The sequence below is a fragment of the Liquorilactobacillus aquaticus DSM 21051 genome (genome assembly GCF_001436755.1).
GTDB classification, from domain to species: domain Bacteria; phylum Bacillota; class Bacilli; order Lactobacillales; family Lactobacillaceae; genus Liquorilactobacillus; species Liquorilactobacillus aquaticus.
The window spans coordinates 72,710-87,131 of the sequence record NZ_AYZD01000025.1 but is presented as its reverse complement, the minus strand read 5'-3'; the positions used below and the strand labels follow the sequence as shown (position 1 = coordinate 87,131).

Genomic DNA, 14,422 nt, shown 5'->3' with positions numbered 1-14,422 from the left:
ATAAAGAGAAATGGGGAATGGTTTTTGACAAATGATCAGTTAGCAATCAATTTGGTCATAATGTTAATTGTTTTTTATTTTGCGGCTTTTTTTGTAGCTGCAGAGTTTGCATTGGTTCAAACACGTAAAAGTGCCCTGGAGAGTGCACTTGATTCTGATCAAGGGAACAAGCGAAAATTACGGACCGCGCTTAAAATGGTTCAGGAACTGAACGAATACTTGTCAACTACACAAGTTGGTGTGACTCTTTCAGGTATTATTTTGGGTTGGATCGGGGAAGGGACAATTGAACTGCTGATTGTTGATGTTTTAAAATTCACGCCAATCAGGACAAGTGCCCTACACGCAGTTGGAGCTGTCTTAGGTGTTCTGCTGCTGACATATTTAGAGGTTGTTTTGACTGAGATCGTTCCCAAAAATTTGAGTATTGATATGCCGATGAAGATGTTAATGCTGGTAGTCACTCCACTGCATTATTGTCATATCCTCTTCTTCCCTTTTGTAAGGTTACTGAATATTTCGGCTATGGGGATTATTCGGCTTTTCGGGCTGCCGCCGGCGGATGAGAGTAACGATGTCTTGACCCAAGCTGAGATTCTACGTTTGTCGCGAAATGCAGTTACAGGCGGCAATCTAGACAAGAATGATCTTCTTTACATGCAGCGGGCATTTGATTTCAACGATAAAGTTGCCAAAGATATTATGGTCGATCGAACAAGTCTTGAGGTTGTTGACATAACGGATTCAGTGAAGACGGTTATTAATTACTATCTTAGAGAAGGTTTCAGCCGTTTTCCTGTGGTAGCGAATAACGATAAAGACAAGATTTTGGGATATGTCTATATTTATGATTTGATTCGGCAAGCACGTGTTGATGATACGATCCTAGTCAGTAAATTGTTAAGAACGATCATTACGGTTCCAGAGGTAACGCCGATTCAAGGACTGCTGCAGCAGATGATCAAGAAGCAGACACCAATAGTTGTTATTTTGGACGAGTATGGCGGTACGAGTGGAATTGTTACCGATAAGGATATCTACGAAGAATTGTTCGGAGTTGTAAAAGATGAGATAGACGATGTTTCTAGTGAGTATATCGTTAAAACAGGTACCAATGCATACCGAGTATCAGGAAAAACAACATTATATGATTTTGAACGATTCTTTAGGGTCAAAAAAAGAAGCTTTGATGAATCAGAGAGTGTCACAATAGCCGGGTATTTATTGGAAAATTACAAAGTTAAACGTGGAGATGTCATTACGATTGGTCAGTTTGACTTAAAGATTGCTGAATTCAATCGCAATTATATCGAGTGGCTTGAGGTAACACGACACAGTGAAAAAGATCAGGATGAACAAAATGAAGTGCAAAGCGAACAATAAAATGTTTTAAGGTATACAGGCTAAGTAATGTACTGTATGATGAATGGCATTAATATAAAAATTGTCGATAATGGAGGAAACGAAGAATGGTTGAGAAACGACACCTCAAATCAGCGAGGATCGTTGTCAAAGTTGGGACAAGTACACTCACACACGCAAATGGTAAATTGAATTTAAAAGCAATTGACCAGTTATGCTACACCTTAAGCGGGCTGGTTAATGAAGGAAAACAAGTAGTACTTGTGTCTTCAGGAGCAATCGGTGTGGGGCTGGGGTTGTTAGGGATAGATGAGCGGCCGAGTTCAATTCCTCAGCAGCAAGCGATTGCAGCTGTAGGGCAAACACAACTGATGACAGTGTATCAGCAGCGCTTCGCTATCTATGGTCAAAAGATTGGACAGATCTTGTTGACACATGATGTAGTTGATTATCCGATAAGTCATCAAAATGTCTTGAACACCTTTGAGAACTTGCTGCAGCTTAATGTTATACCTATTGTCAACGAGAATGATACCGTTGCGGTTGACGAATTGGACCATCATACGAAATTCGGTGATAATGATCAATTGTCCGCTATTGTAGCAACTACGATAGATGCGGACTTGCTGATTATGTTGTCAGATATTGACGGGTTCTTTGATAAAAATCCGCGTAAATATGCTGACGCAGTTTTGCTACCTAGAATTGGTCACATTGATGAACAGACCTTCGAAGGTGCCGGCGGACAGGGAACTAAGTTAGGAACTGGCGGAATGACGACTAAGCTGAAAGCTGCACAAAAAATGTTGAACGCTGATAAATCAATGATTTTGGCGAATGGCGAAAATCCTTCAATCATCTTCAAATTACTTCAAGGAGAGCCAATAGGGACTTTATTCCAAGCGTAAAAATAAATTTCTCAAAGGGGCGGAAACTATGATAACTGATATAGTTGAATTAGGCAAACGGGCTCGAAAAGCGGCTTACCAGATAGGTCAATTGGAGACAGAGCGAAAAAATGGCATACTAAAAGCGATGGCTGAAGCGATTGTTCAAAACTCCTCTGAAATTTTGAAAGCCAATCAGAAAGATTTACAGGGTGCGGAAGGGCTAATGAGTAATTTCGTTGATAGGTTAACCTTGACAGAAGAACGGATTAAAGCGATGGCTGAAGGCTTGAAGCAAGTTGCACAGTTGCAGGATCCAATAGGGAATGTTGATAAGGCTTGGGTCAATGCGGCTGGGTTGAGAATAGCGAAAAGGCGTGTGCCTTTGGGCGTTATCGGGATCATTTATGAAGCGCGTCCTAATGTGACTGTTGATGCAGCAGCCTTGTGTTTTAAATCAGGGAATGCTGTTATTTTACGCGGTGGCAAAGAGGCTTTACGATCTAATTTAAAACTGGCTGAAATTCTGCGTGGTGTTTTGAAAAAAAACAAGGTTGATTTGAACGCGATTCAAATTATTGAAGATACGTCACACGAAGTAGCTGCACATTTCATGGAATTGACAGATTATTTAGATGTATTGATTCCAAGAGGAAGTGCACGGCTTATTAAGGCGGTTGTCAACAGTGCTAAAGTTCCTGTGATTGAGACAGGTGCAGGAAATTGTCATGTATATGTCGATGCCGACAGTGACAAGAAAATGGCTGCAGATATTGTGGTCAATGCTAAATGTCAGCGACCAGCTGTCTGCAATTCAATGGAAAAATTACTGCTTCATAAAGAGATAGCTGCTGAATATCTGCCATATATTGCTGAAAAGCTTAAAGCGTATCATGTGGAGTTAAGGGGGGACGATAAGGCACGGCAGATACTGGGAGCTGAGGTAAAGCTGGCAACTGAGGAAGATTGGTATACTGAATACAATGATTATATTCTTGCAATTAAAGTTGTTGATTCAATTGATGAGGCAATAGCACATATCAATAAATATAATACAAAACATTCTGAAACAATCATAACAAATAATTATCAAAGAAGTCAGCAATTCCTTGATCAAATTGATGCAGCGGCTGTTTATGTTAATGCTTCGACACGTTTCACTGATGGTTTTGAATATGGATTTGGAGCTGAGATAGGTATTTCAACACAGAAATTGCATGCGCGTGGACCGATGGGGCTTGAAGAATTGACTACTACAAAGTATGTCGTTCGTGGTCAGGGACAAATTAGAAAGTAGGAGTTCTCACTATACTTTTTAAAAATTACAGAAACCGCAAAGATAATGAATAAAGTAATAGTATTCCGGAAAAGAGTTTATTATAATGGTTAGGAAGACATTCTAAATTGGAGGCAGTTATGAGCGAAAAACAAGCAGAAGAATCCTTGAAATTGTTTGCGTTGAATTCTAATCAAGAATTGGCAGGAAAAGTTGCACAAGAACTTGGGGTACCTTTGAGTAAAGCATCAGTTAATCATTTTAGCGATGGAGAGATTCAAATCAGCATTAATGAAAGCATCCGTGGTGATGATGTTTTTGTTATCCAGTCAATCTCTGATCCAGTGAATGAGAACTTTATGGAGTTAATGATTATGATTGATGCTTTGCGCCGTTCAAGCGCAGGTACAATAAACTTGGTGATTCCGTACTATGGGTACGCACGTGCTGATAGAAAAGCGCGCCCACGTGAACCTATTACAGCAAAACTAATTGCTAATTTTCTGGAACTTGTAGGAGCAGATCGAGTTGTTACGATGGACCTCCATGCTGGACAATTACAAGGATTTTTCAATATTCCAGTCGATCATTTGCTTGCTATTTTTGTTCAGGCTGAATACTTTGTTAAAAAAGGTATTACTAATGATGTGGTTGTGGTTGCACCCGATCATAACGGGGTAAAAATTGCGCGTAATTTAGCAACCCTTTTGAAGGCTCCGCTGGCAATTGTTGATAAAAGAGAAGGCAATATGAGCAGCAAGAATGAAGACTTAACAATTATTGGTGACGTTAAAGGGAGACGTTGTATTGTCTTTGATGACTTGATTGATACTGGGGAAAAAATGATTGGTGCTATCCGTTCTCTGAAAAATGCAGGAGCAACTGATGTTTATGCTTGTGCGACGCATCCAATTTTCTCCAAGGGAGCTGTTGAAAGACTGCAAAACTCTGATTACACAGAAATCGTCGTAACGGATACGATCGAGGTACCTGATACTAAAAAGGTTTCTAAACTGAAAGTTTTATCTGTTGCGCCAACTTTTGCGAAGGCCATTGATTTAATTTTTCACAATCGTTCAGTTGACTCGCTGTTTAATAAAAAGCATACTGTCTAATCGTGTGTTGAAACATTGTTTTAATTAAAAGTAATAATTGTGATATTCACAGAAAATATAAATAAGAGGCTGAGTCGAAACTAACGTTTTGGCTCAGCCTTTTGCGTTAACTTTGTGAGACACGAATTGACGTTTTAGCAGTTGAATTCTTCTACTTAGTCGTGAATGCTCATCATCAAGGTCAAACTATGTTCATAAATAGCAGTTAATGGTTAAAAACTAATAATGACTACTGGTGTGCATCAATTTCTGAATAGTGCTGTTTCAGAGCAGAGAATTTGAATTAAAGATGTGGATTGTTGATAATATAAGATGATTTATAAGAGAAAGAGGGCATTAAACATGTTAGATTATCAACAGCAAGACAGTTGGGAGTTTGCTCCTTCTTTGTTGCAGTCACCAATCGCCATTAAGACGAACCAAGTAGAACAAAAAGCAGTTGAACGGACACCGTTGGCTTTTTTGACAGATTATGTTTTCGATAGTGTAATTTGCAAGGGTAACAATTTGCAATTTAATGGTAGTGGGAAGATGCAGCTAAATAAGCGTGTTTTTGAATTCCAGCAGTTACATTTTCATATACCAGCGGAGCATATTCTGGACGATAGAACGTATCCAATGGAATGGCATTTTGTTCATCAGAATGTCATTGGGCAAACGGTAGTTGTGGCATTTTTTGTCGAAATAGGAAGGAATAATGCGTTGCTGCAGCCTTTTTATGCAATTAATAAAATGAAGGAAAATCAGCAGCAAAAGTTTGATTATCGGCTGCCTATGACTAAGCTGCTTAAAGGTAAGAAACAAAATGCCTATAATTATCTAGGCTCTCTTACAACACCGCCATTAAGCCGCGGTGTTGAATGGTGGGTCTTTCAAGAGCCATTAATTATTTCAGAGGATCAATTAAATGTGTTGCAGATCAGTTTCAGTGGAAATGCACGTGAAAAGCAAAAAATTGCTGGCCGAAAAATTGTTTTTTATAACACTGATTTTTGACTAATAGTTCGTCTAGCTGTGTGATAATATGGAAGTGTGATAGCTTAAAAGAATTGAAAGTTAAAATAATAAGTTTTAGGAGAGAAGGACACAATGGAGAAAGATATTACGATGAGCGATCTGGCTTCTTTTCGGACAGACTTGAATAAGACTCCTTCAGCAATGTAATTGCACGAGCGGTTCAGAAAAATGGTGTCAATGCTGTAAGTGAAAACTATGCCGCAAAACGTGATCTTAATAGAGCTTTTTCGCTCGATCTCGAGACAGGTAAAGTAACTAATCAGAAGCGAAGCGGCCGTTGTTGGTTGTTTTCAGCACTTAATACAATGCGACATGATTTTGCCAAGAAATATAATGTGAAAGATTTTCAGTTTTCACAGAACTACAATTCTTTTTATGATCGTCTTGAGAAAGCAAATAAATTCTACGAAACAGTAATTGAAACGGCTGTATTGCCTTTTTCAGACCGGCATGTTGCAGAACTTTTTTCAATGCCAGATGGTGATGGGGGTCAATGGGCTAATGCTGCGGCTTTGATTGATAAATATGGTGTCGTACCGCGTTCAATTATGCCTGAGACGTACAATAGCGAAAAAACGGATGAGATCAGTGAAATTTTGACTTTAAAGTTGCGCAAAGACGGACTGGCTTTACGCAACTTGACCAATAATGGGATATCTAAAGCAGAAGTGAACAAAGTTAAGAAAGAATATCTTAATCAAGTTTATCGGATGCTGGTGTATGTCTTTGGTGAACCCCCAGTTAACTTTGACTTCGAGTACCGGGATGATAAGAAAAAATATCATTTTGATCGTAATCTGACACCCAAGAGTTTCTATGAAAAGTATATTCCACGTCAGTGGGAAGATTATGTTTGTTTAACAAATGCTCCAGATCATGAGCTGGAGCAGGTCTATGGCTTGGAAAGCCAGGACTATATCTTCAATGGTCAGAAGATCAAATTTGTGAATACAGATATTCAAGTTTTGAAGGATGCAGCAATTGCCCAAATGAAAAACGGCGAGACTGTATGGTTCGGGAATGATGTTTCAAAGGATGAGAATCGACAACAAGGGGAATTAGCCCTGTAGCTTGAGTATTAAAAATTCAATCTGTCTGTTACGCGCACCGAAAACGTCACTCATTAATTTGGGTGGCGTTCTTTGGTCTAGTTGCTACATGGAAAAAGGCTGAGACCTTGTTTTATTATTGAATAATAACGAGGAAATTTTTTTGAGATACATTGTGGAAACGCAACTTATATTCAAAGAAAAGATTTTTATACAGCACGGCTATATTCTTTAACATCCATAATGGCGTATTTGCTTAATATTGACTTTTAAATGGTAGAATAATAAAGAGGAAAAAAACGCAAGGAGGAAATGATATGAGTTTAGGATTCATCTTGGGTAAGGCTTCGCGGGATCATCAGAAAAAAATGGTGGAAGAAATTGCGCTATTAAAGAAAAAGGATCCGCAAGGTCAATTTTTTTATCTGGTCCCAAATCATATTAAATTTGCGTCAGAAATAAGAGCACTAAAAATGCTACGGTCTATGGAACAACCTGGAGAGCCACTTTTTGCAGAAACAAATGTCCAGGTTTTTTCATTTACACGATTGGCTTGGTTTTTTCTTAAAAATACGGCCTTTTATCAGATACCGCGCTTATCCAAAGCGGGATTGAATATGGTCGTTCAAAACATACTGAGGATGCACCAAGATGAATTAACAGTCTTTAAGGGAGAGCAGACTCAACTTGGGTTTGTCAGCCAATTAGTCAGTCAACTAACAGAATTGCGGAACGGATGTGTTTCAAGCACGGATCTAACGGAGATTGCGACTTCATTGAAGAAACGCGGCGATACGATGGTTGATTTACAAGCTAAAATCCATGATCTTCAAATTATTTATCAGGCATTTGAGCAAGCAACATTGGGCAAGTACAACGAAAGTGCAGATCTTTTAGATGAGATGAGTCGCTACCTGGCAAAGCAAGACTTGGAACACAGCTATTTTTTCATTGCTGGCTTTTCGCAGCTGACCGCGGGTGAGCGAAGACTGGTAGAAACACTTATTCAGCATGCCCGGCACGTGCGGATCGCGCTAGTTTTGGATAAGCCATACAGCAATAGAAAACCGGAGATTCATGATCTTTTTTATAAATCAGGGAAATTATATTTTGAATTGTATCAAAGGGCGAGAGAAACTAAAGTACCAATCTTGCTGGATCAATATGCAGAAAAAACAAGAATTCAGAACAAAAGTTTGCTGGCCTTAGAAGACTATTGGATTGAAACGACCAAAATGACACCGATGAAGGAAATGTGCATCCCAGATAAAGATGCTCTGCAAATCTTTCAAGCCTCGAATCGATTTGTTGAGGTTAGAGAAGTGGCGACACGAATCAGACAGTTAGTTGTACAGGGATACCATTATCGTGACTTTTTAATAATGACGCGGCATCTTGATCTTTATCAGAATGTTTTACAGCCGGTTTTTGAACAGTTCAATATTCCTATATTTGTTGATCTGCAAAAGAAAATGACTGATCATCCGCTTGTCGAACTGATCAACGCTTTATTTGCGGTTAAAAAACGTTATTATCGCTATGACGATATTATGAGATTATTGAAAACTGAACTACTGATTCCACAACTGAATGGGCGTTCAATGGAGGTAGGGGCATTTAGAGAATGTCTTGATTTAACAGAAAATATGATCCTTAAATACGGATTTGAAGGGAAGAAATGGCTTCAAAAAGAAGATTGGACCTACTATCGATTTACAGATACGGATACAGGGACTCAAACAGATGCGGAACAAGCAAAAACGCGCAAAGTAAATCTAATTCGGCATTTTGTAAAAGAGCAAATTGCTCCATTCTTTAAAAAAATTGATAAAGCAAAAAATGGTCTTGAAGCAGCGACGCTGTTATGTAATTTTCTGATTGCTCAAAACGTCCCGCAGCGTTTGCTGGGATGGCGCGATGCAGAACTAGCAAAAGGTAATATTGAAGCAGCTGCGCGCCCGGAACAAACCTGGGAAACTTTTTGTCAGCTTCTTGACGAATATGTACTGACGCTGGGTGAATTTGAATTTAATAGTGAGAATTTTTTGGAGCTTTTGCAGAGTGGGTTTGAAGGCTCGGAATATAGTCAGGTACCTTCGACCCTTGATCAGGTAATTATCTCAGAATCTGGGATGGTTCAAATGAATGAGCGCAAGATAACCTTCATGATTGGTTCAACGGATACAGTTATGCCAGATAGCATTACACAAAATAGTTTGCTGTCGGATGCAGATCGCTTGAAGATGGAGCCTCTTTTGCAAGAAGGACAATATATAGCTGAAACGGCAGATCATCAGATGGCGGCGGAAATATATCTCAATTATCTGGCCTTTATGAGCAGCAGTGAGCGTTTGTACCTCTCATACCCTTGCAGCAGCGATGATCAAATTGGTATTAAACCCTCAAGATACTTGGAACATATCCAGCAGCATTTTTCTTTAAAAATTAAAAAAGTTACCGCAGAACCAATCCTTTCAGATGAACCTAGAAAAAGTGTAGATAATTTTGTGGGGACTATGCGGACAACTTTGACGCAGCTTTTAAATATTAGTAGGCAGTCACATTCAAAACGAGTCACATTACCGGTATTTTGGCATTATATCTATCAGTTGCTTCAACAAAACACCTCAATCAGACCGCTCATGCGAAAATTATTTGAGAGTCTTGATTACAAAAATATTCCAGAAAAGTTGCGGCCAGAGATCATTGATCAGCTATATGGTGAAACAATCAATACCTCAGTCTCCAAGATGGAAGAATTTTACGCAAATCAATATGCATACTTTTTGAAGTATGGTCTGCGTTTGCAAGAACGTGATGTTTTTGAACTATCGGCTGCTAATACTGGAGAATTCTTTCACCTAGCACTGGATTCACTGATGAAGGCAATCGCACAGACAGGCAAAACTATTGCTGAAACATCGCAAGATGAAATCAATCAGTTACTGCAGAAAATATTGCTGCAGATCAGAGCATTGCCACAGTTTCAGATTTTAAGCAGTTCTAACAGGATGAATTATCTTAGCCGCCAATTGCTCGCAACTGTGCGGCAAATCGGTTGGTCAATCCGTCAGCAAGCGCAGCGAACAGCGATGCGGCCATTAAAGACTGAAGTTTTATTCGGGCATGTTGGTTCACAAGACGGTCTGCGACCATTAACCTTTGAGCTTCCTTATGGCAAAAAAGTTAATGTGCGAGGTAAAATTGACCGAATCGACCATATGGATGTTGCTGGAAAAGATTATTTAGGGATTGTTGACTATAAATCGAGTTCGCATGTTTTTGACTTTAGAGATGCTTATTATGGCCTTGCTTTACAGATGCTGACTTATTTGAACGCGGTAATGAAGAATTTAGATTTGCTTGCAACGGGAACCAAGCCGGATGAGGTAAAGCCTGCTGGAGCATTGTACATGCATTTATACAATCCTAAACTGAAACTTAAAGAAGTGGCGAAAAAGACACTGGATGAGGTTTTACTAAAGAAAAACAAGTATGATGGAATTTTGGTTGCTGATCCAATGATGCTTGAACAGCTGGATCACAGGCTTAATGAGGAGGGAAATGGCGAATCGACAGTTTATCCTTTTAGACGGAATAAGGATGGTTCATTCAAGGCAAGGAAACATCAATTAGTAACTTACGAAGAATTATTGCTGCTTCTAGAGCATAATGAAGAATTGATCCGTCAAGCAGCGACACAGATTTTTGCAGGTGAGAACGCGTTAAATCCGGCACTTTGGCCGAATGGTCGTTCTGCTTTGCAATACTCGCCATTTAAATCTATTTTTCAATTTGATGCACTTCTTCCAGAAAATAATTATCATCGCTTAGAAGGATTGTCACCTCTTGATATATTGTCAACTTTAAAAAGGCAGAAAGGAATTAAAGCGAGTGATGAAAAAGATTGAATATACGCTAGCGCAACAAAAGGCGATTACTGAAACAGGCAAGGATATCTTGGTCTCGGCATCTGCTGGTTCTGGGAAAACAAGAGTGCTGGTCGAGCGGGTCATTGAGCACTTGCATCAGGGAATTGGAATCGATGAGTTATTAGTCGTAACCTTCACAGAGGCGGCAGCTAGAGAAATGCGTGAACGTATTCAAACTGCTCTGCGTTCTGAAATCAATCAAGCAGATAAAAAAAGAAAAAAGTGGTATCTTGAACAGCTTACCAAGCTAGGAACAGCCAATATAAGCACTTTACATGCGTTCTGTTTGAGGGTTATTGAACGCTATTATTACGTGATTAAGCTTGACCCGTTATTTCGCTTGTTAACAGACGATACTGAACGTGAACTGTTGCTTGAAGATGTGTGGGCTGAATTGCGCGAACGCCTTTATGGAGAAGAAGATTCTGTTTTTGAAGAACTGACACAGAATTTTTCTAATGATCGCAGTGATGATGGCTTGACTGAGCTCGTGCTCAGAACTTTTGACTTTGCCAATGCCAAGCCAAATCCGCGGAATTGGCTGCAACATTTAACAGATGAATATTCTATTCAAGATAATGCTTTAAGCAAGAGCAGAGTTTATCTTGAAAAAGTATTGCCACTGGCTGGTGCACAGTTGAAACAAGCAGCTAACGAGTTGAAGATGGCGCAGCAGATTTCTGAAAGAGAAGGATTGGACAAGTTTACGATCGCGCTGCAAAAAGATCAAGTAAGTATTGAGCTGATTTTGAAAGCATTAAATCAAGAAGAAAACTGGAATACGATCAAGGAAATGGTGCAGTCTTTCAAACTGGAACGTGCTCCGCGGCTCGGCAAACTCGACGAGGTTCAAAAAAAAGCTAAGGAAGAAATTATGCATTTGCGTGATTTAGCAAAAAAAGCTCTGACAGAGCTTGCAGAGCGGTATTTCCCATTAAACGAGGAAGAGACATGCGTAGCTTTGAACCGCTCAGCTGCTTTGATACAAAAACTAAGCCAAGTTGTGACCGAGTTTATGGACGAATTCACTGCTGAAAAAAGGCAAAAGCACGTTCTTGATTTTAATGACCTCGAACATTTAACCTTGAAGATTCTAACACAAGATACGAGCGAATCGAGGCAGGCACTGAGCAATTTAAAGAACAAGTATCGTGAAATTTTGGTCGATGAATATCAAGATACAAACCAATTGCAGGAAACGATTTTGACAACAATTGCCAAAAAAGAGCCGGGTAATATGTTTATGGTTGGGGATGTCAAACAATCAATTTATGGTTTCAGGTTGGCGGATCCAACTTTATTTTTAAAAAAGTATCGTGCATACGCGGAAAACAGTACCCAAGGGCAACGGATTATTTTAGCTGAGAATTTTCGCTCGATGAGCAGTATAACTGATTTTACAAACTTAATTTTCATGCAGCTAATGAACAGAGAAGTTGGTGAAATGGATTATGATCAAAATGCTAAATTGGTTTTTGGAGCAAAATATTATCCAAAGCAAACACCTAAAACGGAAATACTGCTGTATGAGACAGAAGAAAAAAGTTCGGTTGATCAGAGCGATGATACGGAACCCTTCAATGAAAATTTTGAAGTAGATACTGCGGCGCAGGGACAGGTTATCATGACCGGACAAAAGATCCGGTCTTTGGTTGAACACGAAGTGCCGATTTTTGATCGAAAAAACAATACTGAACGTACGATTCAATATCGAGATATTGTTCTTTTGGTACCAACCCGGAACAACAATCTGCTCATTACTGAGGAGTTTAGGAAGTTAGGAATACCTGTTTTTGTAAATGATGCACAGAATTATTTTCAAACAATTGAGATTCAGATCATGCAGTCTTTCTTGAAAATCATTGATAATCCGTACCAAGACATTCCGTTGGTAAGTGTGCTTCGATCACCACTTGTGGGTTTAAAGGAAAATCAATTGGCTTTTCTGCGAATTAACGATCGAACAGGTGATTATTATCAAGCTGTTTTGGAATTCTATCGTAATTTTGTACCTCAAAAAGCAAGCAATTTTGCTTTGAAGTTATACGATCAAATAGCACAGTTTTTAGATCAGTTAGAGCGTTTCAGGACCCTTGCACGTCAGAATGAGTTAGCGGCACTCATTTGGAAAATATATGATGAAACCGGATTTTTAGATTATGTTGGCGGGATGCCTGGGGGTTCGCAAAGACAAGCTAATCTACATGCTTTGTATGAACGTGCGAGTGTTTATGAAAAGACGAGTTTTAAAGGATTGTTCCAATTTCTGCGTTTCATCGACAAGATGCAGCAGAAAAATCGCGATCTAACAGAAGCCAATGCGCAGACAACCGAAGATGCGGTCCAAGTGATGACGATCCATGGGAGCAAAGGGTTAGAATTTCCCGTTGTTTTTTTAATGGATGCTGCGCATCGTTTTAATGAACGTTCTTTGATACGCGACTATATCTTGGATGAAGATGAAGGAGTTGGAATTACGTGGACAAATCCGCAAACTCGAGTCAAGATAGAGACATTGCCTAAAATCATTGCCCGCGATAACGGACAGAAGAAAATGGCTGCTGAACAGATGCGGCTTCTGTATGTTGCATTGACTCGAGCGGAACAACGGCTGTATATTATTGGGGTTTGTTCAAGTCAGCAAACTGTACTCGAAAGCTGGAAACGAGCATTTCAAAGCAAGGACATAGTTCTGAACAACCGGTTGCGACAGGAAACTAAGAATTTCATGGATTGGATAGGTATGTGTCTTGTTCGTCGACAAGATTTCAAAGCGGCATTTAGTCTTGATGAGGGTCAAAGAATACAGCTGCTGGAAGAAAATGCAGCTAAGTTCGGTGTTTCTTTTATTGATCGTCATGATTTAGAAGATGCTGCTCCGACTTTACAAGAAGGAGGTACTGACTGGTTAAAGAGTTTGTCTACTGTTCCTGTTGTCGAAGATGGTGAGACTGAAAAAGAAATTGAGCGAACGAAGCAGATATTGGAATATCAGTATCCGGCGTTGTCGTTGACACGTACGACAGCCTACCAGTCAGTTTCGGAGATTAAAAGGTTATTTAATGATCCTGATCAGGAACGCATGGAATTTTTAGAACCAAATTTTGAGATCAAAACGCGAACACAGGCAAAACGGTATGTTAAAAATGATATTACTCTACCCGATTTTATTGAGCGTAAGCAACAAATCACCAATGCAGAGATTGGAACGGCAACACATTTGGTGTTGCAGGAACTGCCTTTAACGCAGTCACCGACAATGTCCAGCCTGCAGGAACTGATTGCTTCATTGACGGAACAAGGAATATTGACACAAGAGCTGGCGGATGCGGTCGATAAAAGTAAAATATTGCTCTTTTTTAAGAGTGAACTGGGACAAAGGCTTTTAGCTGATCCAGACCATGTTAAACGTGAAGTTCCTTTTTCGCTTTTACTGCCAGCAAAACGGTTATTTACAGACATTGAAGATAAAGAGCAGGACGTACTAGTTCACGGAATTATAGATGGTTATATTGTCAGTGAAGGCAATATTGAGTTGTTTGATTATAAAACTGATTATTTGGTACAAGGTGATGAACAGGCAAAACAAAAAATAATCGAACGCTATAAAGGTCAGCTAAATTTATATGCTACGGCCTTAGGAAACATTTTGAGACAGAAAGTTGCGCACAAGTACCTGTATCTTTTGGAGACGAATGAACAGATTGAAATCTAGCCCGCTCTGGGTGTGGCTGAGCACAGCTGCAAATGTACTCTTATTACATCGCGCAGATACAAATGAAAT

The 14,422-nt window shown here is 39.5% G+C and carries 8 protein-coding genes; all 8 read left to right on the top strand.

The window, feature by feature from the left end:
- Positions 1 to 24: 24 nt before the first annotated feature.
- The 8 genes from FC19_RS08720 (at position 25) to addA (ending at position 14,353) form a co-directional block, all read left to right on the top strand.
- Positions 25 to 1,383, top strand: coding sequence for a hemolysin family protein (locus FC19_RS08720; protein WP_057876584.1), 1,359 nt, complete (start codon positions 25 to 27; stop codon positions 1,381 to 1,383).
- A gap of 86 nt (positions 1,384 to 1,469) precedes the next feature.
- Positions 1,470 to 2,270: a glutamate 5-kinase gene (gene proB / locus FC19_RS08715; RefSeq protein ID WP_057876583.1), complete on the top strand. Its 801-nt coding sequence runs from the start codon at positions 1,470 to 1,472 to the stop codon at positions 2,268 to 2,270.
- A 28-nt stretch (positions 2,271 to 2,298) separates the two neighbouring features.
- Positions 2,299 to 3,546, top strand: coding sequence for a glutamate-5-semialdehyde dehydrogenase (locus FC19_RS08710; protein ID WP_057876582.1), 1,248 nt, complete (start codon positions 2,299 to 2,301; stop codon positions 3,544 to 3,546).
- Between the two features lie 119 nt (positions 3,547 to 3,665).
- Positions 3,666 to 4,640, top strand: a complete 975-nt coding sequence (locus tag FC19_RS08705; protein WP_057876581.1) for a ribose-phosphate diphosphokinase — start codon at positions 3,666 to 3,668, stop codon at positions 4,638 to 4,640.
- Between the two features lie 342 nt (positions 4,641 to 4,982).
- Entirely contained in the window at positions 4,983 to 5,636 is a 654-nt protein-coding gene (locus FC19_RS08700) for a carbonic anhydrase family protein (RefSeq protein ID WP_057876580.1), read from the top strand.
- 167 nt (positions 5,637 to 5,803) lie between these two features.
- Entirely contained in the window at positions 5,804 to 6,727 is a 924-nt protein-coding gene (locus tag FC19_RS08695) for a C1 family peptidase (RefSeq protein ID WP_235809358.1), read from the top strand.
- Positions 6,728 to 7,023: 296 nt separating this feature from the next.
- Positions 7,024 to 10,617 carry a PD-(D/E)XK nuclease family protein gene (locus FC19_RS08690; protein ID WP_057876578.1) on the top strand — a complete coding sequence of 1,198 codons (3,594 nt, stop codon included), beginning with the start codon at positions 7,024 to 7,026 and terminating at the stop codon, positions 10,615 to 10,617.
- The gene (gene addA / locus FC19_RS08685) at positions 10,601 to 14,353 is read left to right on the top strand and encodes a helicase-exonuclease AddAB subunit AddA (RefSeq protein ID WP_420805503.1); all 3,753 of its coding nucleotides are present in this window, start codon (positions 10,601 to 10,603) and stop codon (positions 14,351 to 14,353) included. The genes FC19_RS08690 and addA overlap by 17 nt, the downstream gene beginning before the upstream one ends.
- The last annotated feature ends 69 nt before the right edge of the window (positions 14,354 to 14,422 follow it).

Excerpts from the sequence above, each read along its gene's own strand:
- FC19_RS08705 (WP_057876581.1), top strand. The coding sequence starts at position 3,666 with ATGAGCGAAAAACAAGCAGAAGAATCCTTGAAATTGTTTGCGTTGAAT.
- proB (WP_057876583.1), top strand. The coding sequence starts at position 1,470 with ATGGTTGAGAAACGACACCTCAAATCAGCGAGGATCGTTGTCAAAGTT.
- FC19_RS08700 (WP_057876580.1), top strand. The coding sequence starts at position 4,983 with ATGTTAGATTATCAACAGCAAGACAGTTGGGAGTTTGCTCCTTCTTTG.
- FC19_RS08690 (WP_057876578.1), top strand. The coding sequence starts at position 7,024 with ATGAGTTTAGGATTCATCTTGGGTAAGGCTTCGCGGGATCATCAGAAA.
- FC19_RS08710 (WP_057876582.1), top strand. The coding sequence starts at position 2,299 with ATGATAACTGATATAGTTGAATTAGGCAAACGGGCTCGAAAAGCGGCT.